Origin of the sequence: Solirhodobacter olei, assembly GCF_004010155.1 — a bacterium.
Taxonomy (GTDB): Bacteria; Pseudomonadota; Alphaproteobacteria; order Rhodobacterales; family Rhodobacteraceae; genus Solirhodobacter; species Solirhodobacter olei.
Map to the genome: position 1 here is coordinate 234,532 of NZ_RRYH01000003.1, position 24,254 is coordinate 258,785.

Sequence of the window (24,254 nt, forward strand, 5' to 3'; positions counted from 1 at the left end):
CGGGTGGGCCATATATGATGCCAGTGGCGCGGCGGATTGGCGCGGGGGATGGGCCGGCCGGGCGGGGGCGGGCACAAGTCAGGGCGGGGCCGGGCACAAGTCAGGGGTTGCGACAGCCCGCCCGTGGGCCTAAATAGCCCCGTCCGAAGCCGGAGCCCACCGTATGGAAAATGTCGTCCTCATCATTCATCTGATCCTGGCGCTCTGCCTGATCGGTGTCGTGCTGCTGCAGCGCTCGGAGGGCGGCGGCCTCGGCATCGGCGGGGGCGGATCGGTGATGACCGGGCGGCAGGCGGCAACGGCGCTGGCCAAGCTGACCTGGGTTTTCGCGGCGGGCTTCTTCTGCACCTCGCTGGCGCTGACGATCATCGCGGCGCGCAACGCCTCGACCACCTCGGTGATGGACCAGACCACGAACTCCTCCACCTCCGGCACCGGCCCGGCGCCGGTGTCGAAGTCCACGCTGCCCTCGGCCAAGGATCTGCTGCCGCCGAGCCCGACGGGCTCTACCGGGACATCGGGGACCACCGGGACCCCGGGCACGACCTCGGGCGGCACCTCTGCCCCGGCCGCGCCCACCGCGCCGCCGCGCGCGGGGAACTGAGCCGGCCCGCGCAGGGCGGGCCCCGCAAGGACGGTCATGGGCCGGGCGCATGAGGCCGGCCCGCGGATCCGCGCCCCCCATCAACCCACAATCGGTTGCAGGTTTGCGACTAATTACAACTGCATCTAGCGGTCGGCTTGCGGGCCGGCGGGATTTGCGCTATTTCTCAAATCCCGTGATGGGGCTCGTCAGAGCTCTCGAATCGCCGAAATCAAGACGCGAAATCAAGACGACGGAAATCACGGGAGTTCCTGCATGGCGCGCTATGTCTTCATCACCGGCGGGGTGGTGTCTTCGCTTGGAAAGGGCCTTGCCTCGGCCGCTCTGGGCGCGCTTCTGCAGGCCCGCGGCTACACGGTGCGGCTGAGAAAGCTCGACCCCTACCTGAACGTCGACCCCGGCACGATGAGCCCGTTCGAGCATGGCGAGGTCTTCGTGACCGACGACGGGGCGGAGACGGACCTCGACCTCGGCCATTACGAGCGTTTCACGGGCGTTTCCGCGCGGCGGACGGATTCGGTCTCCTCCGGGCGGATCTATTCGAACGTGCTGGAGAAGGAACGCCGCGGCGACTACCTAGGAAAGACGATCCAGGTGATCCCGCACGTCACCAACGAGATCAAGGATTTCATCGGCATCGGCGATGACGAGGTCGATTTCATGCTGTGCGAGATCGGCGGCACGGTGGGCGACATCGAGGGCCTGCCGTTCTTCGAGGCGATCCGCCAGTTCGCGCAGGAACGGCCGCGGGGCGAATGCATCTTCATGCACCTGACGCTGGTTCCCTACATCTCGGCCTCGGGCGAGCTGAAGACCAAGCCGACGCAGCATTCGGTGAAGGAGCTGCGCGCCATCGGGATCGCGCCCGACGTGCTGCTCTTGCGCTCCGACCGGGCGGTGCCGGAGAAGGAGCGCGAGAAGATCGCGCTGTTCTGCAACGTGCGCCCCGATGCGGTGATCGCGGCGCCGGACCTCAAGACGATCTACGAGGCGCCGCTGGCCTATCATCGCGAGGGGCTGGACCGGGCGGTGCTCGATGCGTTCCAGATCAGCCCGGCGCCGCGGCCGAACCTCGACCGCTGGACCGACGTGATGGACCGGATGGAGAATGCCGAGGGCGAGGTGCGGGTCGCCATTGTCGGCAAGTACACGCAGCTGGAAGACGCCTACAAGTCGATCGCCGAGGCGCTGACCCATGGCGGCATGGCGAACCGGACGCGGGTGAAGGCGGAATGGATCGATGCCGAGATCTTCGAGCAGGAGGATCCGGCGGCCTATCTGGAACCCTATGACGCGATCCTCGTCCCCGGCGGCTTCGGCGAGCGCGGGACCGAGGGCAAGATCAAGGCGGCGCAATTCGCGCGCGAGAAGGGCGTGCCCTATCTCGGCATCTGCCTGGGCATGCAGATGGCGGTGATCGAGGCGGCGCGGGATCTGGCGGGCGTGGCCGACGCGGGGTCCGAGGAATTCGACCACGAGGCCGGCAAGCGGCGTTTCACGCCGGTCGTCTACCACCTGAAGGAATGGGTGCAGGGCAACCGGATGGTGGAGCGCAAGGTCTCTGACGACAAGGGCGGCACGATGCGGCTTGGCGCCTATACCGCCGTGCTGGCCGAGGGCAGCCGGGTGGCGCAGATCTACGGGGCGACCTCGATCGAGGAGCGCCACCGGCACCGCTACGAAGTCGACCTGAAATACCGCGACAAGCTGGAGACCTGCGGGCTGAAGTTCTCGGGCATGAGCCCGGACGGGCGGCTGCCGGAGATCGTGGAGATCCCGGAGCATCCCTGGTTCATCGGCGTGCAGTTCCATCCGGAGCTGAAGTCCAAGCCCTTCGCGCCGCATCCGCTGTTCGCCGATTTCGTGCGGGCCGCGGTGGAGGCCAGCCGGCTGGTGTGATCCGGCCGGGCGTCCGGGGCGGTGGTGCGCAATGAATGCGCACCCTACGCTCCCCTTCTTCGGCCCGAAACAGCGGCACGCAGTGCCGCCGGGCCAGTGCCTGTCCGCCCCCGGGGGGCGGGCGCTTTTGGTGAGCGGGCGCTTTTCGGTGAGTCCGGATCCCGGCAAGCCGACGTGGTTCCTTAAACCGTAAACGGACAGATCCGCAGCGCCGCTAGCGCCCACCCGCGGACGGGCGCTGGCCCTCCACGGCCACTGGCTCTCACCCGGGTCCGGGCCGGCCCCGGGCGTGACGCATGACGGCGAGATCGTCGAGCGCCCTGGCCTCTGCCCGCGCGGCCTCGGCGGCTTCTGCGGCGGTGGCGTCGTCGAGTACCTTCTCGGTCCGCTTCTTTTCCAGGAACCGGGCGCGGAGCGCCTCTTCCAGGGCCCGGGCCTCCTCTGCCAGCTTCACGAGTTCGGCGTCGATGCGCCCCTCTTCGCCCCGGACGGCGCGGATGTAGCCGGGCAGGTAGGCGCTGGCTTCGAGGCTGCGGACCTCGGCCTGCGCCTGCAGGTCGGCGCGGAGGGCGGCCTTCTCGGCCGCCAGTTCCCGCATCCGGGCGTGGAGGCGGCCGAGGGCCGCGGCCTCCTCCTCCAGCGCCTGCTGGGTGATCCGGCCGATCAGCGTCAGGGCCTGGACCTTGCGGCTGGGCATGGCTCAGGCCGCCTGCAGTGCCTTCTGGGCCTCTTCGACCTCGTAGAAGTTCGGCTGCATCGCGGTGGGGATGTTGCCGCGGCCGATCTCGATGCAGATGTTCGGCGGGTGGCCCGCGACCATGGCGACGAAGATGTCGCGGATGACGGAATAGAGCGAGGCGTCCTCCTCCTCGATCTGGCGCAGGCGGGCGGCGATCGGGGCGACGAGGCAATAGGCCAGGAACACGCCGAGCATGGTGCCGGCGAGCGCGCCGCCGATCATCTCGCCCAGGATTTCCGGCTTCTCGTTGATGGCGCCCATGGTCTTGATGACGCCAAGAACCGCGACGACGATGCCGATGGCGGGCAGGGCGTCGGCCACGGTCTGGATCGAGTTGGCCGGAGCCAGCGCCTCGTGGTGGTGCTTCTTGAGCTTCCGGTTGATCACGTCCTCGGTCTGGTACTGGTCGTCGAACTGCATGGCGAGCATGCGGAATGAATCGGTAATAAGCTCGATCACGAAGTGATCCTTCATGAGCTTGGGATACTTCTGGAAGATGTCGCTGTCCTCGGGCTTCTCGACATGGTCGTCGAGCGCGAGGATGCCCTTGACGCGGTAGAGGCGCGTCAGCTCGAACATCAGAGCGAGGATGTCGTTGTAATCCTTCTCCTTCCACTTGGTGCCCTTGAAGACGCGCATCACGGATTTGCCGGAACGGCGGATCAGCCCGAAGGAGTTGGCAATGACGAAGGAGCCGACGGCGGCGCCGACGATCATCATGCCTTCGAAGGGAACCGCATGGATCAGGACCCCGAACTTGCCGCCGGAAAGAACGAACCCGCCGAAGACCAGCGAGATCACCAGGCCGAAGCCGATCAGAACCGTCATTATTCCCCGCACCCTGTAGTCTGCCGGGCAGATCCCGGCGCGGCAAATCTTCGAAATATTCATGGCCAAAGTCAAGGACCCCGCGCAAACTCCTTGCTGTTTCCCGCGGACCCATCCATCGGGTGCAAAAAATACAAGGATTAATTGACACGAAAATCATGGATAGTTACGGTAGGTCATCCTGCTATTCCGGGTCACAGTCATGATGTCGCAACCAGATGCCCTCGCCTTCCTTCTGGAAGAGGCCGAACTGGGCCAGATCGTTCCGGGCTGGCCGGCGCGTCTGCGCCTGGCCGTCTGCCTCGATCAGGACGGCGGCTGCATGATGCTGGTGCATCATGCCGATGAGGCGGGGCGAATCCTGGAGCGGATCGCCGAGGCGATTCAGCAGCCGGTGGGCACGTTCTGCGTGGTGCCGGGACAGCCGGGCTGCCCGACGCGGCGGATGCTGTTTTCCGAGGAGCAGCGGCTGCTGGCGCTGGTGGCCTCTTCCGAGGGGCTGCTGGAGACGGCGGAAGATTACGCGATCAACTATTCCTTTGCGGCCGAGGAGGGACTCGATCCGGAGTTTCTGACGACGGGTTCCCCCACGGCGGTCAGCCCCGGCCGGCGATCAGAGGCGCCGGCCGGGGCACAGCCAGAACGCCACCTGCCGGGGCCGGTGGGCAGTGCGGTGGCCTCTGCCGCGCGGCGGCTGGCCGAGGCGCAGCCGGAGGGGTACGCGATCGCGGGCCCGGGCGGGGCCGAGGCGGAGGACGAGATCGGCGCGCGGGTGATGGCCCGGGCGCTGGCGGCGACGGAGGGTGCGCTGGGGCCGCTGGACGAGGCGCCTTACGAGGCGCGGCGCAGGTTCCTGCCGCTTCCGGCGGAGGCGCCTTCGGTGCCGCTGCGGGTACCGGCGGGGGCGGGGCCGATCGGCTTTCGGCAGCTGTCGGAGACGGAGCGGCGCGGCGGGCTTTTCGCGGCGGGCGTGCTGTCGCTCGGGCAGGCGGGCCGGGTGGTTCTGACCATCGGCGATGCGACGGGCGACGGCTTCGCGCTGGGCGCCGAGCAGGCCTATTTTCGCGACGATCTTCTGGCCTTCGCGGTGCCCTGGACGCCGCCGGAGGGGTTTGGCGGGATGCCGGGGCGGCTGATCTTCGAGGCGGGGCTGTTCCCGGCCTCGATGCTTGTGGCGCTGGAAGAGGCCGGGCAGGGCGCGCAGGTGACGGCGAGCGGCGAGTTCCTTTACGTCACGCTGAACCAGGCGCGCTATCCGGTGCTGGCCGCGCCCGCGAAATCCGACATGCCGCCGGCATCGGCGACGGTCCCGGCGCCCGGACCGGCAGTGCCCCCGGTGCGGCCGCGGGGTGTTCTGCGTGCGCTGCGCACGGGTGTCAGCGGCGGGGTTCTGGCGCTTGCCGTGCTGCTGGCGCTGAAGATCGGCTTCGCGCCGACGTTCGGCTCGGCCGACGCGCATACCGACAGCGGCGCGCTCCGTGCCGCGATCTTCACGCCGGCGCCAAGCAAGCCGTGATCGAAGGGAAGAGACAAGACGCATGAAATGCGGAGTTATCACGCCCATCGGGCCGGGCCATCGCACGCTGTTCGAGGACCGCTGCCTGCCCTCTGTCGAGCGCGCCGTGGCCTATTCGAAGGGGCCGTTCGAGGAGATCACGCTTTACCGGATGGATGACGGCGAGGGGCGGCACGGCCGGTCCAACCGCCGTAATGCCGCGATCCGTCAGGCGGCGGAGGAGGGTGTGGACTGGCTCTTCTTCCTCGACGCCGACGACGAGCTGACCCCGAACGCCTTCGAAGCCTTCGGCCGCGTGCTGGCCGAGACGCCGGATCTCGACGCGGCTTTCGGCCTGCTCTGTCATTTCGACGAGGACGGCAACCCCGGCCTGCGCGAGGGGCAGCCGGAACGGCTGGACAGCTACGGCGAACTGATTGCCTGGGACCCGTTCGTGGCGCTGGAGATGGGACATTTCGTCCGCACCGAGGCCGCCGCCCAAATCGGCTTCGACGAGACGATGGATACCGGCGAGGACTACACCTATTACTACGCGCTCTGGCAGCGGTTTCGCTGCGTGAAGCGGCCCGAGATCTTCTACGTGATCCGGCGGTTTCAGTCCTCCTCGGGGCCGCGGAGCGCCAGCGGCAGCGACTGGAGCGCGGTCGTCGGCCGTCTCTGGGCGGAGCAGGTGGCGGCGCATCCGCTCTGGGCCGAGGTCTCGGACGCAGGCATCCCGGCGCGGATGCGGGTGACCAACCCACGAGACCTGATCCAGGCCGAGCATCTGGCGGGGCGGTTCTTCGAGGCGGGATCGCTGGCGCGGCTGAAGACGTTAGTGCCGGAAGGCGCGCGGATCGTCGAGGTCGGCGCGAATGTCGGAAATCACGTGGTCTGGTACGCCCAGCACCTGGCGCCCGAGGTGATCCTGCCGGTGGAGCCGAACCCCGAGGCGATCGCGATCCTCGACGCGAATATCGCCGAGAACCGGCTGGAGGGCGTGGTCGACAGGCGCGGGATCGGCCTTGGCGCGGGGCGCGCACAGGGGCGGTTCCGGGCGGTTCTGGACGATCGCGACAACCTTGGCGCGACCCGGCTGGTCGAGGATCCGGGGGGCGGGCTGACGGTGGTCGCGCTCGACGACCTGGTGGGCGAGGAGCGGGTCGACTTTATCAAGATTGACGCCGAGGGGATGGAACTTGACGTGCTCGATGGGGCCTCGGCCCTGATCGCGCGCGAGCGACCCGTGATCTGGGTGGAGGCCCGGCGTGAAAACATCGTGCCTTTTGCCCAAGGCTGGTGCCGTAGAAACGACTACTGCATCGCCGACAGCGTGGCCTATGTGAACACCATGGACTACTTCGTCCTGCCGATGGAGCGCGCATGAATATCGAGACCACGGATCCGGCCGCCCTGGCGCTGCGCGCTGCCCGGTCGGCGCAGGTCTTCGGCGCGCCGGAGGCGGAGGCGCTTCAGATCTACGAGGCCTATCAGGCGCTGCGTGCGCAGGACGTGGCGCGGGCGGCGAGCCTGGCGCAGGACCTGACCCAGCGCTTGCCGGCGAACCCGCATCCCTGGCAGATCCTCGGGATGATCGCGCTCGACCGGCTGGAGGGGCAGACCGCCGAGACGTTCTTCCGCGAGGCGCTACGGGTCGCGCCGGGGGCGGCGGATGCGCTCTCGGGCGTGGGCAAGGCACTGGTGCTGCAGAACGATCCCTTCGGCGGGGTGGAGTTTCTGGGCAAGGCGATCGAGGGGGGCAGCGAAGACCTGTCGATGATTGGGCTCTACAAGGATCTGATGCTGGAGATGGATCGCGGCGACGAGGCGGTCGAGGTTCTGGAGCCCGCCGCGCGGCGGATGGAGGAGGTGCCTCTTTACCTCACCATCGGCAACATCTGTTCAGGCATCGAGCGCTATGACCGGGCGATCGCGTGTTTCGAGGCCGCCTACGCTTTGGCGCCGGACCAGCTGGAGACCCGCTCGGCCCGAGTGCGGGCCTATCAATTCCGCCAGGATTACGCGAAGGTCGCCGAGCTTGCGGGGGAGCTGATCGCCGAGCATCCCGAGCTGGAGGAGATGACCTACCTGCGGATCGGCGCGCTGAAGAAACTTGGCCGCTACGACGAGGCCATGGCGCTATTCGAAAGGCCGTTCCAGCACGCTGTCTTCTACCAGCGTGCTTTGGGAATGATCGGCCAGATGGAGATCGACCGCGGCAATTACGAGGCGGCGCGGAAACTGCTGCGTACCGCCTATTTCCTGACCGACCAGGATGGGACCTGGGGCGGCAAGGTCTATGGCACCTTCTGCCTCAGTCTTGGCCGTTACACCGAGGGGGCGCCAGCCTATGCCGGCCGGGTCGAGCCAAAGGATCGTCGGCGTGCGCCCTACGAAAATTCCGCGCCAGAGGCGCTGGCAGGGCGCAAGCGGTTGTTCTTGATTGGCGAGCAGGGGGTTGGCGATCATTTCGCCTTCCTGCCGCTGATCCGGCTGGCTCCACTGGCCGAAGACGCCGAGGTGGTGCTGCTCGCCGGGCCGCGGTTGGGGCCAGCGCTGGAAGGCAATACTCTGGGCATCAGCCACCGCTCGCAGGCCGATTTCGACCCGAAGGCCGTCGGGCTGATGAGCGACGAGCTGGTCTACATGGCCGATCTTGTCCGTTACCTGTCCGATCCGCTGCCGGGCTTCGGCGGCTATCTGAGCGCCGACCCCGGGCGGGTGGCTGCGCTGCGGGCGCGCTACCGTGCGCTTTCGGAGGGGCGGCCGGTGACCGGCGTCGCCTGGCGCAGCGGTAACCACCTGAACGGCAAGGGCCGCTCGGTCGCGCTAAGCGAGCTGGTGGCGCGGCTGCCCGAGGGCAGCTTCGTGGTGAACCTGCAATATCGCGCGACGAAAGAGGAGATCGCGGAGGCGGCGGCGCTGCGGCCGGATCTGACGCTCTTCAGCGACCCGGAGGTGGACCATGTTGCCGATCTCTCGGCGATGCTGGCGCAGGTTGCGGCGATGGATCGGGTGGTGACGATCGACAACACCACCGCCCATGCCTGCGGCGCGCTTGGCCACGAAGACGCGCATGTGCTGCTGCCGAGGGGGGCCGATTGCATGTGGTTCTGGCGGCGCGAGCCCACGCTCGATCCGTGGTACGGCTGCCTCCACCTGCACCGCCAGGCGGTCGTGGGGGACTGGGTGCGCCCGCTGGAAGAGATCGGGGCGCTGCCGCCGCCGGTGCTGCGGGCGGGGGGATAAGCCCCCGCCAATCCCTCGAGCGGGCTTAGCGCTTCTTCATAAGATCGGCCGCGGTGATCAGCGAATATTGCTGTTCCAGCGGCGAGAGCGGCTTGGCCGCCGGGGCTGGGCTCGCCTCGGCCGACCGGCCGGGGGTGCTGGCCGCCGCGGCGCCGGCCGGGGCGGTGCCGCTGGCGTCGGGCACGGCGCGGACGCTGACCCCGGCCTCGGCCGCCTGGGCGGCCTTGTTGAGGACCTTCACCGCCGACTGGGTCGCCGCCGCCGGGGCATCAGGGCCATAGGCCAGCAGCACGGTGATCCGGCGGTTGGAGGGATCGGTCGGATCGGCGGGCTTCAGCGGTTCGGTATCGGCCACGCCGGAGATCGAGGTGATCCGGTCCGCCGCCACGCCCGATGCCGTGAAGACCCGGCGGGTGGCGTTGGCGCGGTCGGACGAAAGGCTCCAGTTGTCGCGGTTCGCGCCCTCGGCATAGGGCACCGAGTCGGTATGGCCGGAGATGCGGATCTTGTTCGGCAGCGTCGAGATCGCCTTTGCCAGCCGCTGCATCAGCAGCAGCGTCGGCCCTTCGACCTTGGAGCTGCCAGAGGCGAACATGGCGCGGCCCTTCTGGTCGACCACCTCGATCTTGAGGCCCTCGGGCGTCTGCTTGAAGAGGACGTTCTTCAGGAGCGGGCGCAGACCCTTGTCGGCCTTCATGGTGTCGACGATCTCCTTCTCGACCGCCTTGAAGCGGGCCTTGTCGAGCGCGTGATCGGACACCAGCTTGGTGACGACCCTGGTTGCCGGGTTCTTTCCGGCATCCTTGCCGGGGGTGAGTGCGGCGGTCTTCATCGGGGTCACCGCGGCGGCGGGGGATTTCTGCATTGTCATCTGCGGCAGCGGATGGGTGTCGGGCACCGGCTTCACCGGCTTGCCGCTGTCCATCCCCTTGGGCTTGTTGATACCGTTGGAGGCGCTCATCGTGCCCTTCGGGCCCAGCGTGGTGCCGCCGAGCGCGCCGGTTCCGCCCTTGGCCGTCATCGAGATCTTGGCCGGCGCGAAATAGTCCGAGATGCCGTTCAGCTGGGCCTTGCTGGCGTTGGAGACGATCCACATCAGAAGGAAGAAGGCCATCATCGCGGTCATGAAGTCGGCGTAGGCAACCTTCCAGGCGCCCCCGTGATGGCCGTGGTCATGGCCGTCCTCGACCTTGCGGATAATGATCGCCGGTGCGTTCGAACGAGGCATCTTCAACTCCCACCCCCGACCGCTTCGCGGCCGGATATTCGGGGGGGACGGATCCGCATTCTGCGACCGGTTCCGGAGAACGTGCGACGCCCGCTCGATTCTTCGGCGGCGGCCCCCAATTGGAGCCGGTATCGCCGTCAAACCCGCCCGGAATGCGGCGCGTTTGGTTCATATTGCGGGAAGTTTTGAGCCGCGCCTTGCCGGCGCGGCCTTGTTTCACAGGCGTGCGCCTAGGCGTTGGCGCCCTCGCGGCTGTATTTTCCAAGGCCAACCTTGCGGGCATAGGCTGCCTTGCGCTCGGAATAGCTGGGCGCGACGAGGGGCATTTCGGCTGGCAGGTCGAAGAGGGCGCGGTACTCGTCCTCGGTCAGCCCGTGCTCGGCGCCGAGATGGCGCTTGAGCATCTTGAAGCCCTTGCCGCAGCACAGGCAGTAGACCTTGTCATCGGCCACCGCCCGGTCGATGGGCAGCGCCGGGGTCGGGCGGATGCCGGTTCCAGCGGGCGCCGCGGCGGCCGTGGCCAGGCCCTCGCCCGTTTCACCCTCTGCCGTTGCCGGCAGGCCGGCGAGGGCGGGGTTGTTCGGAACCTTCAGTTCGGCCGAGAGCCGGGCGACGAGGCGGAGAATGTCGTCCTGGGTGACGTCGGGGCGCGCGGCATAGGCCGCGGCGATATGGGCAATCGCGTCGAACGCGGTGGTGTTAGGCGTTTTTGTCATTGTTGACGTCCTGTGCTCTGCACTCGTTACGCTCTCCAACTCTGGAGAAATACTAAGGAATGCCTCATGTTGCGTCAAGAAATCCTAGGATTGTCTTGCGCGACCCGCAGGCTTTTTCTTTGCCTGTTGTTGGATTGATCTTGGCCCGGATTCTTCGCGGGCGCTACCCTGGACTTCCCGATGGGCAAGGATTGGCGCATCGTCCGCCCCTGTCCCAGCCCGAACCCTGTCGCGGGCAGCCAGGTAGCGGGGCGCCGCGGAGGGGTAATCGGGGCCGAGGCCCCATTTCAGGCGATAATCCTCGAAGGTCAGCCCCAGTCCCTGCAGATGCCGGATCAGGAGCACGACCCTCTGGCCGGTTTCGAGGCAGACCAGATAATCGGGATGAACGCTGGTTTCCGCGGTGGCGAAGCTGACCGGCGCGCCCGACCGCGGCCCGCCCCAGCGGCCTGCGGCCTCCACAAGAAGCAGGAGCTTCCGGCGAAGGGCCCGGAACGCCTTGTCCGGCTGGGTCGATGGCGTCGGGAAGCGGGACATGAACGGCCACGGTTACCAAGGTTCACGTAACAAGATTGTGCTTGGTGGTTAAAGGATCACCAAAGAAACGGACATTCCTGTCTTTTTCCTGCCAAAGTTTCGTGTGCCGCCGGTTTCCTGCCGCAGATCGCCCGAATTCTACCCGCCCAGGCCGTGGGCGGCGAGGTGAATCGGTCCTCGCCGGGGCGATAACGTGTTGATGCGCGCGGAAACTTGGTGTCTTTTTTCGAATGGGCCGGGCCTGGCTGCGCTGGGGAGCGTGCCGGACCCGGGGATGGGCAAGCTTCGGCTTGAATGGGGCAGGGCGGCGGGGCGCATGCAACACAAGGGAAACTCTGGGCCCGAGGCCGTCGTGCTGGATCCCGATGCCGGGTTGCGGCGGGACATCGAGATCTTCCTCGTCCGCCATTACGGTATCGACGTGGCCGAGCGCGCGCTGGTGCGGGGGTTCGATCCGCAGCCGGGGGCCGCGCCGAAGCTGGTGGTGACCTCGGGCTTCGCGGAAGAGGACGGCGCCGGGCTGCGGCTGATCCGGCTGATCCGCGAGCGGGGGCTGGAGACCTTCGTGCTTTACCTCGACCGCAACGGCCATCCCGACGAGGCGGGCGACGCCTTCGCGGCAGGGGCCGACGACGTGATCCGGCTGCCCTTCACCATGCGCGAATTCGGGCTTCGGCTGCGCAAGCGCGACGGGCGCGGTACGCGCCTGGCGCTGACGGCCCGGGGCGCGAGCCAGCCGGTGCCCCTGGTCATGCTGGACGGGGAGAACCGGCTGATGGCGGCGGGCACCAGCGCGCATGCCAGCCTGACGCGGGCCGAGGCCGAGGTGATGACGGTGCTGATCCGCCGCGGCGGCGCGCTGGTCACGCGAGACGAGCTTTCACAGGCGATCGACAATTGCGAGTGGAGCTATGGCGACCGCAAGTTCGACGTGCATGTCACCAACATCCGCAAGAAGCTGAAGCGCGCCTTCGGCGGGCGCTATGTCGTGCGCACGATCCGGGCCGAGGGCTATGCCTTCTGCGAGCTGCCTGATGCGGCCCCTGCAGCCTCCGCTCCGCGCGATTCGAACCCGAAGGGCTGACCCGGCGGGGCCGCGCGGCGGGCGGGCTGTGGACGACTCCCGGACAGCCCGGAGTGCCTCTGGACCCGATTGAGTCAAGCTGGCGTTTGTTAAGAAATCGTTTACGAATCTTATCCACAGAAGGCGCAAAGTTATCCCCCATACCTAGTGGGGCCCCCTTCGCGACACGCCACCCATTGTGGGCGTACATACGATTTCGCCTTAAATTTCAGGAATAGTTAACGGCCTCGCCTCGCCGGCGCTTTCGCCGGAATCCACACAACCAGAGCGAAACCTGCCTCGTGGCGGTTCCGGCGCTCGGTCAATGTTTAACAAACATATTGTTATCGGATGGGCGGAGAACCGCTAGATTTTGAGAGGGGAATGAGGCGAGGATGTGGCGGGTCATGGTCAGAAAAAGTTTGCTCGAGAGCATTTGGGACGGGTCGATCACGGCGCTGCCGGCCGGGGCCGACTGCCGGATCGCTCGCGAGATCACGCGTCTGGTGCGGGTGCCGGTGCTGAGTTTGGGGGCCTCGCGGCCGATGGGCGATCTGCGGGTCTGGCCGGAGGCGCTGGAGCTGATGCCGGGGGTCACCCTGGGCGACGTTCTGGCCGAGGAGCTTGGCCTCGATGTGCCCTACGGCGCGCTGGTGGTGGTCGAGGCCACGGAGGGCGCCGCGGCCGGGCGGATGGACCTGCGCGAGATCGAGGCGCTGATCGACCGGGCGATGCAGCATTTCGTGGTCAGCCCAGAGGCGGGCGCGGCGCGCAGCGCGGCGGAAGCGGGCGAGGGGCAGCTTTTCACCCCGCGCGGGCTGTTTCGCGACCCGGGGCTGAACGCGCGGTTCTTCCAGCGGCCGAAGGGACAGCCCCGGGACGCGGAAAGACACCGCGCGGCAGGCTGAGCCCGCCCGCTCTCCGGCAGGTTGAATGAGGCGGCCGCACATCCGTGCGGCCGCTTTCGCGTTTCGGGGACTGTCCTCGGGCGGCCCAAAAGGAAAACCCAACTTTTACTTTGTGTTAATCAAGTAAATCTTTCCCGGTTGGCCGATATATGCTTTGGTTCTTGCAACAGCAAAGAACAACTCGAGGCAGGTCGACATGGCGCTCAACTACAGAGAAGCGCTGAATGCACCCCTTCTGGATGAGCAGGCCGAACGCGAGGCGATCCAGAACTGGCAGCGCAAGGGCGACCGGGCCGCGCTGGAGCTGCTGGTGCGCACCCATGCCCGGCAGGTCTATTCCCAGGCGCAGCGCTGGACCTCGAACCCGGTTGAGCTGGAGGATCTGGTGGCCGAGGGGATGATCGGGCTGATGCGCGCCGCCGACCAGTTCGATCTGGCCCACAAAGTTCGCTTCTCGACCTATGCGCATTGGTGGGTGATGACCTCGGTCTCCACCGCCGTGGCGCGGATCCGGTCGCTCGTCGACATGCCGCCCAGGACCTACCTCGACGCGCGGATGGGGCGGTTGTCGGGGGCGGACAAGGATTTCGCGCTGCAGGCGATCCGGGGCTACGTGAACATCGACGCGATGGCAGGCGACCAGGACAGCCCACGCGGACAGGAGCTGGAGAGCCCGGATATGACGCCGGAGGAACGCTTCGCGGCGGATTCCGCGCATGAGCTGCTGCGCCGGACCATTGCCGAGGCGCTGGAGGATCTGGCCGAGCCGGACCGCGAGGTGCTGGTGCGCCGCAAGCTGCAGGCCACGCCCGAGACGGCGGAGGAGGTGGCCAGTTCGCTGGGCATCACCCGCGACCGTGTGCGGATGATCGAGCGGCGGGCGATGGCGCGGCTGAAGCTGTCGCTGCAGCGGCTCGGCTTCACGCCGGCCATGCTGCATTGAGTGCGGCGGGCGCCGCGGGGCGCCGCCGGGGTGGGGAAAACGGGACCGGCCGGGAGGCGCCGCAGGCGACCTCCCCTGGCCGGTGAGAGACGAGATGGCCAAGGACCCGATGACGATTACGCCAGTTTCGAGCCAGACCGATGGTGTCTCGGCAGTGGGCCTTTCGGCCGCGCGTTCGGCGGCAGCCGGGGGCGCCGATGGTGCGGCGGACGGGTTCGCCTCGCTTCTGAGCGCGCTGGCCGCGACCGCGCCGGGGACGGCGGGGAACCCGGGCACGGTTTCGGGCGACGGGGCAAAGGTGGCCTCGGGGCTGAGCCAGGCGGGGGCGAGCGGGCAGCAGCTTCTTTTCACCAGGGTGCGCTTCGCCGCCGGGCTGCGGCAGGTCGAGGCTGAGGTGAAGGCCGCGGTGCAGGCGGCCAATGCCCGGGGCGACAGCGCCGGGGCGCAGGCGATCGTGGCCGGGGCGGCGAAGGCCGTCGGCGCGCTGCTGTCGGAGGCCGACGCGGTGGCCGGCACCAACACCATCGCAGCCCTCAGGCAGGCGGTGGTGGCGCAGTTGCAGGCGGACGGCCAGGGTGTTGCGGGCGTCAAGGGCCCGGGCTCCGGCGCGGCGGCGGGTTCGGCTGGGGGTTCGGGCAATGCGACGGGCGCGGACGGGTCCGGCGGCGCGGCCCTGCAACAGCTCGAGGCGCTTTTCGGCTGGATGGCGAATGTGCTGGGGATCGACCGGCCGGCGCCGAAGCTGCAGATGACCGGCAGCCAGGTGCTGCTGGCGTCGGCCGATCCCGGTCAGCTTGGCGCCACAGGGGCCGCGGCCTCCACGGATCCGAACGCGCCGGTGGATGTGGCCGGGCTTACCCGGGCGCTGCAGGCGATCAGCGCATCGGGCGGCGTGGCTGGGGCCCAGGGCGCGGAGGGCAGCCAGGCCGCGGTGGCGTTGGCCGGCGGGCTGGCGGCGGCGCTGCAGGCCATGGCCTCGGCCGAGGGCGGGGTTCCGGGGCTGGAGGGTCATGGGACGGCGGGCGGCAGCGCGGGCGCCGCGACCGGGGCCGGGGCCGGCCGCGCGACGGGGCCTGCCGCCGATCTGGTGCAGATGCTGAGCACGCTGGCGGAGCAAAGCTCTCAGGCGCTGGTGGCCCATCCGGGCGCGGCGGCTGGGGCAGCGAGCCAGGGGCCGACGGCGGGCGGGCTGGCGGCGGTTCTGCGGGCCCTGGCGGCGACCGGCGGGGCGGCGGCCGACGAGGCGCAGGGTGCGGGCACCGGCAACGGCGCTCCGGGCGGTGCGGCGGCGGGATCCGCCGGAGGGGCCATTGGCGGGGCGGCCGACATGCCCCCCACTGCGGGCGGTCTGGCGGCGGTGCTGCGTGCGCTGGCGGCGACGGCCGGGCGCGGGGCAGAGACCGGCGCGCAGGCGGCGACGCGGGGCGCGGCCGCAACGGATCAGGCGCAGTCCCGGGCATCGGGCACGGCGCCGGCCGCGGCCCCATCCCTGCCGCTTGCGGCAGAGGCGGCGGCGCTTTCGGCAAAGGGCTTCATCGCGCCGGGGCTGGCCCTTGGGCGGCGCGGCGGAGGGGCGGGCGCGACCGCCGGTGCCGCGACGCAGGCGGCGGGACAGCCGGCGCAGAGCTCCGATAACGCGGTGGCGGCCCCTCCGGCGCTGCCGGCGCTGGCCGGGGCGCTTCTGGCAGGGGCGGCGGCGGCCGGGACCCAGGCTGGCGCGGCGGGCACGGGGCGGGGCGACGGCAGCGGGCGGCCGGCCGCCGATGCGATCGATTTCTTCGGGCTGATGGCGGCGCAGCCGTCCCCGGGCCTGCATGGGGGATCCTCCACCGCCTCCGGTGCCTCGGCCAGCGCGGGCGCGGCCGGGGGGGCGGGGGCGGCGGCGCAGGATGCGGCGCGGTTCTCGGCCATGGTGACGGGCCAGATCCGCAGCGCGAGCTTTACCGGCGACCAGACCGTGATCGCGCTGAAGCCCGCGGGCCTGGGCGAGGTGCAGATCGACATGAAGCGCGACGACAGCGGGCATCTGCAGGTCGTGGTGCGGGCGGCGAATCCGATGGTTCTCGCCGCTCTGCGCAACGACCAGTCGACGCTGGCCAATATCCTTGCCAGCAATGGCTTCGCGGCGGCGGGCAGCACGCTCGACTTCCAGGACATGGGTAACGGCGACGGCGCCGCCGCGCGCCAGCAGCAGCGCGGGCGGGCCGGGGCGATCGATGCCGCGGCCGGCCTCGACGAGGCCGAGGCCGCGGCGGATTGGCAGCAAACCATCGGGTCGGGCCGGCTCGACATCAAGACGTGAGGGGACGATGACGATCGATACCACGGCAGCCAGCCAGGCGGCGGCAGGGACGACGGGACAGACCTCGGGCACGTCCTCCAGCGGGTCCTCGAGTTCGAATGCGCAGACTGCGGCAAACCAGCTGGGCGTCGACTACAACAACTTTCTGACGCTCCTGACGGCGCAGATCCAGAACCAGGATCCGCTGCAGCCAATGGACTCCACCCAGTTCGTGTCGCAGCTGGCGCAGCTGAGCCAGGTGGAGCAGGCGGTGCAGACCAACTCCAACCTGGAGTCGCTGAAGACCACGGCGGGCTCGATCTCGGGCCTGGTGAGCCTGGGGCTGGTGGGGCGGACGGTCACGGTGGCCTCTGACAAGATGGTGCTGGCGAACGGGTCGGCCGCGACGAGCTACAAGCTGTCCTCGGACGCCTCAAGTGTGTCGGCGACGATCACCGATGGCAGCGGCAACGTGATCAAGACCCTGACGGGGTTGCCGACCACCGGCGGGGTGAACACGCCGCTGAGCTGGGACGGTATCGACGACAATGGCCAGAAAGTGGCGGGGGGGACCTATCACGTCGCCATCAACGCAAAGGACGCCAGCGGCCAGACGGTGAGCTACAGCACCTATCCCACCACCACGGTGAGCAAGGTGGATTTCTCCGCCACCGGTGACACAGTGGAGCTGGCTAATGGCGACCAGGTGCCGGTGTCGCAGATCGTCTCGATCCAGTAGGGCGGGGCGCTGCCCGGCGTCACTGCGTGCCGCGCATCGGGCGGGGCTTCGCCCCAAAGGGGCGGCTTGGCGGCTCAGGTGCGGGGGGAGGTCTGGGTGAGGGCGGATTTGACCTGGACGGCGAGTAGCCCGGGGACCTGGCCCGTAAGGCCGGATTGCAGGGCGGCGGCGACCTGGTCGGCGGTCACCGGGCCGGCGTGGAAAAGCGGCGTCTCGGCCGCGGCGAGGAGCACGCGGTAGGCGGCGTCGCGGACCCTGGCCTTGCCCTCGGGGCTTTCGAGGCTCGCCGCAGCATCCGCGTTCTTGACCTTCAGCGAGACCTCGGTGATCAACGTGCCGATCTGGCGGACGTGGTAGATCTGAACCACCAGCTTGCCGAGGCTCACCTCCTGCGGGACCGCGGCCTGCGCCGCCTTGGCGCCGCTCTGGGCCTTCAGCATCACGCCGGCGCCATAGCCGGCCCCGCCGCCCAGCAGCGGCAGCACCACCAGCAGGATCGGCGCAAGCTTCATCAGTAGGGCAGCACGACGTTCAGGAAGTCCTGGCCGTAGGGCGCCTCCTGCACCGAGCTGATCTGGCCCTTGCCGCCGTAGGTGATGCGGGCCTCGGCGATCTTCTGGTAGGGGATCGTGTTGTCGGTGGTGATGTCGGAGGGCCGGATGATGCCGGCCACGCGCAGCTCGCGCAGCTCCTGGTTGACCTTCACCTCCTGCCGGCCGGCGATCACCATCTCGCCGTTGGGAAGCTTTCGGATCACCATCGCGGCGACCTTGAGGTTGATCGTCTCCCCCCGCGCGATCGAGCCGGAGCCGTCATAGGAAGAGTTCGAGCCGAGATCGACGGCATTGCTGCCGGTCGGGTAGTCGTTCTTGCCGATGCCGGGCAGCAGCTTGTAGAGCTTCTTGCCGTAGCCGAAGAAGGTCGGGTTGCCGAGCTGCTGGCTGCCGCTGCGCGAGCGCTTGCTTTCGTTGGAGAGCTTGGCGTTGTCGGCGATGTCGATGTCCACCGTCAGCAGGTCGCCGACCTTGGAGGCGCGCTGGTCGCCGAAGAACCCGCGCGAGCCGTTCTGCCAGAGCGAGGCAGCCTCGGCCCGGACCGGCCGGTGCCTGGCCTGCGGTGGCGGCATCGGGACCTGGACGTTGGCGGTCTCGGGCATGGTCTTGGCGTTGAGGTCCATGCCCTCCATCTGCGGGTTGCGGGCGTCGCGGATCTGGGCGCAGCCGGCCAGCGCCACGACGGCGGCGAGGCCCGCCAGCGCGGCGGAGCGGAGGAGGGGGGCGCGGTTCATTGCGTGACCTCGACGATGCCACCGGGCCGGGCGATGCCGGTGACGGTGCGGTTGGAGGCGAGATTTACGACGCGGACCGTCTGGCCGGCCTCGGCCCCGGTGATGGCGCGGCCCGGCGCGGTCAGCGTCAGCCGGCCGTGGTTGTAGCTGATCGAAACCCGCGCGCCGCGGTCGACGACGAGCGGGGGCGAGACCTGCTGGGTCAGCACCGGCCGGTCGGCGGACAGGACCTGGCGCACCTGCATGCCGGCCAGCTGCTTGATATCGGTGATCGTGAAGCGGCTGAGCCTCTGGTAAGGCAGGGGCACGACGCGGAAGTCGGCCTTGTTGAGGATCGTGTCGGGCATCAGGCGATGGGTCGGGATCGGTACCGGCACGGTCAGGACCGCCATGCCATAGACGCGCCGGGTCTCGCCGTCCGAGGTCACCACGTTGGCGGCGAACTGGCCAGTGGCGGGATCCATCCAGAAGGCGCTGACCAACTCTGCCTGGGTGGGCGAGGTGGTCTGCAGCGTCACGTCGTAGCTGGCGTTGGCCGGCATCGCGCCGTCGGCGTTGGCCGCGGCCTTCTCGGCGATGAGCGTTGTCACCTGAGTGGCCTCGGCGCGGGGCGCGAGTGGCGCGAGGCAGAGGCTCAGCAGCGTGGCGAGGACGAGACGGGACATGGCGTCACCTGTTCGGGGTTACTTCATCTGGTTGGTGCTGCTCATCATCTGATCGGCGGTCTGCACGGCCTTGGAGTTCATCTCGTAGGCGCGCTGGGCGGAGATCAGATCGGTGATCTGCTGGATGATGTTGACGTTGGAGCTTTCGAGATAGCCCTGCCGCAGCACGCCCACGCCGGGATCGCCCGGGTTGGCGGTGGTGGCGGGGCCGGAGGCGGTGGTGGCCTGCAGCAGGTTGTTGCCGATCGGGTTCATGCCCGCCTCGTTGATGAAGGTGGCCATGGTAATCTGGCCGAGGTTCACCGGCGTGGTGGAGGAGCCGACATAGGCCTGCACCAGGCCCTGCTGGTTGATCTCGACCTTCGTGGTGTTGGCGGGCACGTTGATGCCGGGGGAGACCTCGTAGCCCTCCAGCGTAACGATCTGGCCGGTCGAGCTGATCTGGAAGTTGCCTGCGCGGGTGTAGGCCTGGCTGCCGTCGGGCATGTTGACGGTGAAATAGCCCTGCCCGTCGATGGCGAGGTCGAGGTCGTTGCCGGTCTGGGTCAGCCCGCCCTGGGTGTTGAGCCGCACCACGCCGGTCGCCTGCACGCCGAGGCCGATGTCGAGGCCCACCGGGCGGGTCGTGCCGGCCTGCGATGTGGTCGCGCCCTCGCGGTGCTCGGACTGGTAGACGAGGTCCTCGAACGCCGCGCGGCCGGCCTTGAAGCCGGTCGTGTTGGCGTTGGCGATATTGTTCGAGATGACGTCCACGTTGGTCTGCTGGGCCAGCATGCCGGTCGCGGCGATTCCGAGCGCTCTCATCACTTAACTCCTTCAGGCGGGCGTCTGGCCGAGTTGGGTCAGCGTCTGCTGGCTCAGCGTGTTCTGGTCGGTCATCAGCGACATCGCCCGTTCGTAGGCCCGCTGGATCTGCATCATGCGGGTGAGTTCGAGCACGGGCTGGACGTTGGATTGCTCGATGAAGCCCTGTGAGACCTTGGCGTCCGTCGCGAGCGCGGTGGAGGCGCCGGTGCCCGCAGGCGGCTGCATCATGCCGTCGCCGATGCGCTGGTAGGTGGCGATGTCGGGCACCGAGAAGACGCCGATCTGCCCCAGCGTCTGGTTCCGCGCGTCGGTGATCGTGCCGTCGGACGCGATGTCGAGCCGGCCGGCATTGGGCGGGATCGCGATCGCCGAGCCGGAGGCGTCGAGGATGCGGGCGCCGGTCGTCGTCACCAGCATCCCGTTGGCGTCGACGGCGAGGCGGCCGTCGCGGCCATAGGCGGTCTGGCCGGTCGCGGTCTGGTAGCCGAACCAGCCGTCGCCGGTGATCGCCACGTCGAGCGGGTTGCCGGTCTTCAGGAGCGGGCCGGAGCTGGTGTCGAGGTGGAAGCCGGAGTTCAGGACGAAGTTCACGTCAGTCGTGCCGTTGTTACCGAGGCTCTTGGAGACGAGGCTCTGGAAATCGGCACGCTCGGCCTTGAAGCCCGCGGTATTCGCGTTGGCGATATTGTTCGCGGTGATGTCGAGGCTCTGCTCCATGGTGCGAGCCAGCGACAGGGCGACGAAGGTCGAGTTGTCCATCTTTGGTCTGCCTGACTGTCCTTGGTGCCTGTTTTTTCGCTTTGCTTGAGGTGTTGCGACGGATGATCTTACTGTCCTTGCTTTTATCCTTAATATCCTTGATAGTCGGCAAAGATCAAGTGAATTCGAGGTCACAGACGGGCGATGGCGGGAAGAGGGCGCATCACTGGCGCTGCGGCGGGGCTTATGGTGCTGGCCCTGACCGGCGCGGCGGCCGCCGCGCCCGCTGCCCCCGTGCCCGCCGCTGCCACGCCCGCGCCGGCGGCACCCGCCGCCTCTTCCGCGACGGCGACGCCTGCCGCGCCGAAAGCCGAGGCACCCGCCGCCCCGCTGAGGGCCTTCGACTTCGCGCGCCATACCGACGCCCGCTTCAGCGAGGATCTGCGCGACGGAATCCAGACGCTCTCGGCGGCGCAGACGCGGCCGCAGCTGCAGGCGGCGCGGATGGACCTGGCGGAGCTTTACCTGGCGCATCTGATGCTGCCGGAGGGGCGGTCTGTCCTGAACGCTGTCTCGAAGGGGGATCTGGACGCGGCGGGCAAGGCGCGCTGGGGGGCGCTTTCGGCGGGCTTCACGCTGATGGGGGGCAAGGCGCTGGCGCCGGATGCGGCGGGCTCGCCCCTGACGCCGGCCAACAAGGGTTGGCCGGATTACGACTTCTGGGCCGCCATGCAGGCGATCCGCGCGCAGGACGCCAAGGGGATCAAGACGGATCTGCCCGGCGCCTTCGCGCGGCTCTCTGCCTATCCGCGGGTCTATGGCAGGACCTGCCTGCCGCTGTTCCTGGCCGCCGCGATCGACATTCAGGACTGGACGCTGGCCAAGCACATCGCGATGCGCTTCGACGCCTATCCGGAGCTGAAAGCGAAGCCGGTCTACAAATACCTTCTCGGCCAGGCGGCGCTGGGGGTGAACCGACCCGAGCAGGCGCATCAGGCGCTGTCGGAGGCGGCCGCGGGCACGGGGCCCTACGCAATGCGGGCGATGCTGGCGCTGGTCGATCTCGGCCAGCAGGATCATTCGGTCACCCCGGCGCAGGCGCGCAAGATGCTGGAGGCGGGGCTGGCCCATTGGTCGGGGGGCGAGATCGAGCTGGGTGCCCTGCGGCGGCTGGCGGTGGTCGACCGCGAGCTGGGGGACTGGCCGGGGCTGCTGAAGGTGCTCGGGCGGATCCTGCGGGACTTTCCGAAAAGCCCCGATGCGGCGCCCGCGAAGCGGCAGGCCGAAAGCCTGATCGCGGGCTACTATCCCTTCGCGATTTCCGACAAGGTGCCGCTGGCGCAGCTTCTGGCCACGCATCACGCCATCACCCCCTACTTCCGCTTCGACGACGTGTTCGAGACCCAGGCCGAGGCGCTGGCCGATCACCTTCTGGCGCTGGGGGCGACCGGGATGGCGGCGCAGGAATACCGCCGGATCGCCGAGACGCTGGGCGTGGTCAAGGATCTTGGCCTCTGGAAAGTCGCGCTGGAGCGTCTGGCGCGGTTGCGGCTGAAGGAGGCGGGCGCGCTGGCGCAGGGCGGGCAGATGAAGGCGGCGGCGCAGGCGCTGGCCGGGATCGACGGGATGACGCCGGCCCAGAAAGACAAGCTCGGCACGCTGAAGGCGCAGATCTACGCGGCGCTGGGCGATCAGGCCAAGGTGCTGGACCTGAGCGTGGCGGATCCGGGCCCGGCCTATCTGCGGCTGGTCGCCGAGGCGCATTTCGACCGCAAGGACTGGCAGGGCGCGGACGCGGCCTATCGGAAGCTCTGGGCCGCCCATGCCAAGGATTTCGGCGGAGTGGACGCGATCCGGCTGCTGATTGCGGCCTTCAAGGCCGGCGACGGGGCCACGGCCGACAAGGTGGCGGCGGCCTTTCCCAAGCTCGGCAACTCGCCGGAATGGACGCGGCTGGCGGCGGGGCTGGTGAAGGCGCCGGCGTCGATCGACCCGCTGAAGCTCTCTGCCGCAGATGCGCGGCTGAACAATGCACAAGGACTGATCCAGGGTCTCGGGGCCGCTGCGGCGGATCTCGGCGGGGCCGCGAAGAAGTAATTTTGCCAGCCGCGAAGGAAAATGCGCTCGCGTTTTCCTTGTGATTCGCATGGGCTAGCACCGAAAAGTGCGAATTCTTTAACTCAGGCTAAAGAAGCCGAACGTATTTCTTGCTCGAACGACATCCGTCTTTGCGTGGGAAGGACTTCTGGCATGAGCATATCGAGCGCGATGCAGACCGGGGTGAGCGGCCTCTATGCGAACTCGACCGCCGTCGGCAAGATTTCTGAAAATATCGCCAACGCGAATACCGACGGCTACAAGCGTCAGTTCTCGCAGATGGTGACGACGACGGCCTCGGGGGCCAACGGCAACGCGCCCTCGGGCGTGGAGGCGGTGAACACGGCCGACGTCTCGCTGGGCGGCACCATGCAATCGACCAGCTCGCCGACCGACCTGGCGGTGAACGGCAACGGTTTCTTCGTCGTCACGCCTTCGGCGAACGACGCGGTCGAATCGGATTACATGCTGACGCGCGCGGGCAGCTTCAAGCCGGACGCGAACGGCAACCTGGTGAACGCGGCGGGCTATTACCTCGCCGGTTACGCCTACAAGTCGGACGGCACGCTGGGCCCGGTCGACCGCAGCGGCTTCAGCGGGATGAGTACGGTGAACGTGCGGAACGCATCGCTGCCGCCGGCGGCGACGACGACGATCTCGGTGCAGGGCAACCTGCCGTCGCAGCAGACGGGCCTCACCACGCCCGGCGCGCCCTTCACCTCGTCCACCGCCTTCTTTTCGCCGCTGGGCCAGAGCGGGCAGCTGCAATTCTCCTGGCAGCCGACGAGCACCGCGAACAAATGGACGATGACCGTCTCGGACAACAGCGGCAACACCTACGGCAGCGTCGATATCGCCTTCAACGACTCGGGCGCCAATGCCGGCTCGCCGGTGAGCTATTCCAACGTGCAGAACCTGGCGACGGCGCCCGCGGCCTTCAGCCTGGACCCGACCACCGGGATCGCGACGCTCTCGATCAACAACGGCGCCACGCCGCAGTCGGTGACGCTGAAGCTCGGCGCGCCGAACAGCTCCTCCGGCATCACCCAGTTTGCCGGGGACTTCACGCCGCAGACCTTCGACAAGGACGGCTCGCCCTCCAGCAACCTCAGCCGGGTCGAGGTGGACAGCAGCGGCAACCTGATCGGCGTCTTCGACAACGGCGACCAGAAGAAGCTCTACCAGATCCCGCTCGGCAACGTGACCAACCCCGACGGGCTGACGCTGAACAACGGTAACGCCTACAAGCTGTCGACCGACTCGGGCGCCTATTCGAACCAGCCCGCGGGCACCGGTTCGGTCGGCACGATCGCCTCGAAGTCGCTTGAGGCTTCGAACGTCGATATCGCCCAGGAGCTGAGCAACCTGATCGTCGTGCAGCGGGCCTATTCGACGGATGCGAAGATCGTCACCACCATGGACCAGATGCTGAGCGTCACCACGCAGCTGAAGCAGTAATCCGGCGGGAT

22 protein-coding genes are annotated in these 24,254 nt (G+C 68.4%); 12 read left to right on the forward strand and 10 right to left on the reverse strand.

Going from position 1 to position 24,254, the window contains the following annotated elements:
* The first annotated feature begins 163 nt into the window (after window positions 1-163).
* Window positions 164-604, forward strand: coding sequence for a preprotein translocase subunit SecG (gene secG / locus EIP85_RS03365; protein ID WP_127900732.1), 441 nt, complete (start codon window positions 164-166; stop codon window positions 602-604).
* 255 nt (window positions 605-859) lie between these two features.
* Window positions 860-2,503 carry a CTP synthase gene (locus EIP85_RS03370; protein ID WP_127900733.1) on the forward strand — a complete coding sequence of 548 codons (1,644 nt, stop codon included), beginning with the start codon at window positions 860-862 and terminating at the stop codon, window positions 2,501-2,503.
* A 262-nt stretch (window positions 2,504-2,765) separates the two neighbouring features.
* On the opposite strand, the gene EIP85_RS03375 is transcribed toward EIP85_RS03370, so the two are convergent.
* Together EIP85_RS03375 and motA are read right to left on the reverse strand one after the other, a co-directional pair.
* Window positions 2,766-3,200, reverse strand: coding sequence for a hypothetical protein (locus EIP85_RS03375; protein WP_127900734.1), 435 nt, complete (start codon window positions 3,198-3,200; stop codon window positions 2,766-2,768).
* A 3-nt stretch (window positions 3,201-3,203) separates the two neighbouring features.
* Window positions 3,204-4,070, reverse strand: coding sequence for a flagellar motor stator protein MotA (motA, locus tag EIP85_RS03380; RefSeq protein WP_127900735.1), 867 nt, complete (start codon window positions 4,068-4,070; stop codon window positions 3,204-3,206).
* A 205-nt stretch (window positions 4,071-4,275) separates the two neighbouring features.
* On the opposite strand from motA, the gene EIP85_RS03385 reads away from it, so the two are divergent.
* The 3 genes from EIP85_RS03385 to EIP85_RS03395 are packed head-to-tail and all read left to right on the forward strand — an operon-like array spanning window position 4,276 to window position 8,814.
* Window positions 4,276-5,586: a hypothetical protein gene (locus EIP85_RS03385; RefSeq protein ID WP_127900736.1), complete on the forward strand. Its 1,311-nt coding sequence runs from the start codon at window positions 4,276-4,278 to the stop codon at window positions 5,584-5,586.
* A 22-nt stretch (window positions 5,587-5,608) separates the two neighbouring features.
* Window positions 5,609-6,952 carry an FkbM family methyltransferase gene (locus EIP85_RS03390; protein ID WP_127900737.1) on the forward strand — a complete coding sequence of 448 codons (1,344 nt, stop codon included), beginning with the start codon at window positions 5,609-5,611 and terminating at the stop codon, window positions 6,950-6,952.
* Window positions 6,949-8,814: a tetratricopeptide repeat protein gene (locus EIP85_RS03395; protein ID WP_127900738.1), complete on the forward strand. Its 1,866-nt coding sequence runs from the start codon at window positions 6,949-6,951 to the stop codon at window positions 8,812-8,814. Before EIP85_RS03390 ends, EIP85_RS03395 begins: the two co-directional genes overlap by 4 nt.
* A gap of 25 nt (window positions 8,815-8,839) precedes the next feature.
* Here the strand turns inward: EIP85_RS03395 and EIP85_RS03400 are convergent, their stop codons facing one another.
* From EIP85_RS03400 to EIP85_RS03410, 3 genes are all read right to left on the reverse strand, one after another.
* Window positions 8,840-10,042, reverse strand: coding sequence for a flagellar motor protein MotB (locus EIP85_RS03400; protein ID WP_127900739.1), 1,203 nt, complete (start codon window positions 10,040-10,042; stop codon window positions 8,840-8,842).
* A 230-nt stretch (window positions 10,043-10,272) separates the two neighbouring features.
* Entirely contained in the window at window positions 10,273-10,758 is a 486-nt protein-coding gene (locus EIP85_RS03405; RefSeq protein WP_127900740.1) for a Ros/MucR family transcriptional regulator, read from the reverse strand.
* Window positions 10,759-10,842: 84 nt separating this feature from the next.
* Window positions 10,843-11,295 (reverse strand): MucR family transcriptional regulator, encoded by a 453-nt coding sequence (locus tag EIP85_RS03410; protein WP_127900741.1) that lies wholly within the window; start codon window positions 11,293-11,295, stop codon window positions 10,843-10,845.
* Window positions 11,296-11,611: 316 nt separating this feature from the next.
* Between EIP85_RS03410 and EIP85_RS03415 the strand changes: the two genes are divergently transcribed.
* The 5 genes from EIP85_RS03415 (at window position 11,612) to EIP85_RS03435 (ending at window position 17,229) form a co-directional block, all read left to right on the forward strand.
* Window positions 11,612-12,379: a winged helix-turn-helix domain-containing protein gene (locus EIP85_RS03415; protein WP_164871631.1), complete on the forward strand. Its 768-nt coding sequence runs from the start codon at window positions 11,612-11,614 to the stop codon at window positions 12,377-12,379.
* Window positions 12,380-12,765: 386 nt separating this feature from the next.
* Window positions 12,766-13,266, forward strand: coding sequence for a hypothetical protein (locus EIP85_RS03420; RefSeq protein ID WP_127900743.1), 501 nt, complete (start codon window positions 12,766-12,768; stop codon window positions 13,264-13,266).
* A 196-nt stretch (window positions 13,267-13,462) separates the two neighbouring features.
* Entirely contained in the window at window positions 13,463-14,209 is a 747-nt protein-coding gene (locus tag EIP85_RS03425; protein ID WP_127900744.1) for a sigma-70 family RNA polymerase sigma factor, read from the forward strand.
* Window positions 14,210-14,303: 94 nt separating this feature from the next.
* Complete coding sequence (locus EIP85_RS03430) at window positions 14,304-16,511, forward strand: flagellar hook-length control protein FliK (RefSeq protein ID WP_127900745.1); 2,208 nt, start codon at window positions 14,304-14,306, stop codon at window positions 16,509-16,511.
* Between the two features lie 7 nt (window positions 16,512-16,518).
* Window positions 16,519-17,229 (forward strand): flagellar hook assembly protein FlgD, encoded by a 711-nt coding sequence (locus EIP85_RS03435; protein WP_164871632.1) that lies wholly within the window; start codon window positions 16,519-16,521, stop codon window positions 17,227-17,229.
* A 74-nt stretch (window positions 17,230-17,303) separates the two neighbouring features.
* On the opposite strand, the gene EIP85_RS03440 is transcribed toward EIP85_RS03435, so the two are convergent.
* From EIP85_RS03440 to flgF, 5 genes are read right to left on the reverse strand one after another with little or no spacing between them, the layout of a single operon-like run.
* Window positions 17,304-17,741, reverse strand: coding sequence for a hypothetical protein (locus EIP85_RS03440; RefSeq protein WP_127900747.1), 438 nt, complete (start codon window positions 17,739-17,741; stop codon window positions 17,304-17,306).
* Window positions 17,741-18,517 carry a flagellar basal body L-ring protein FlgH gene (flgH, locus tag EIP85_RS03445; protein WP_127900748.1) on the reverse strand — a complete coding sequence of 259 codons (777 nt, stop codon included), beginning with the start codon at window positions 18,515-18,517 and terminating at the stop codon, window positions 17,741-17,743. Before flgH ends, EIP85_RS03440 begins: the two co-directional genes overlap by 1 nt.
* Window positions 18,514-19,182 (reverse strand): flagellar basal body P-ring formation chaperone FlgA, encoded by a 669-nt coding sequence (gene flgA, locus EIP85_RS03450; protein WP_127900749.1) that lies wholly within the window; start codon window positions 19,180-19,182, stop codon window positions 18,514-18,516. Before flgA ends, flgH begins: the two co-directional genes overlap by 4 nt.
* Window positions 19,183-19,200: 18 nt before the next feature.
* Window positions 19,201-19,986, reverse strand: a complete 786-nt coding sequence (gene flgG / locus EIP85_RS03455) for a flagellar basal-body rod protein FlgG (protein WP_127900750.1) — start codon at window positions 19,984-19,986, stop codon at window positions 19,201-19,203.
* A 12-nt stretch (window positions 19,987-19,998) separates the two neighbouring features.
* A complete protein-coding gene (gene flgF / locus EIP85_RS03460; RefSeq protein WP_127900751.1) occupies window positions 19,999-20,748 on the reverse strand; it encodes a flagellar basal-body rod protein FlgF in 750 nt (249 codons plus the stop codon).
* 144 nt (window positions 20,749-20,892) lie between these two features.
* Here flgF and EIP85_RS22990 point away from each other — a divergent pair, with 144 nt between their 5' ends.
* Together EIP85_RS22990 and EIP85_RS03470 are read left to right on the forward strand one after the other, a co-directional pair.
* Window positions 20,893-22,785: a hypothetical protein gene (locus EIP85_RS22990; RefSeq protein WP_206615441.1), complete on the forward strand. Its 1,893-nt coding sequence runs from the start codon at window positions 20,893-20,895 to the stop codon at window positions 22,783-22,785.
* Between the two features lie 153 nt (window positions 22,786-22,938).
* Entirely contained in the window at window positions 22,939-24,243 is a 1,305-nt protein-coding gene (locus EIP85_RS03470) for a flagellar hook protein FlgE (protein ID WP_127900752.1), read from the forward strand.
* Window positions 24,244-24,254 lie beyond the last annotated feature (11 nt).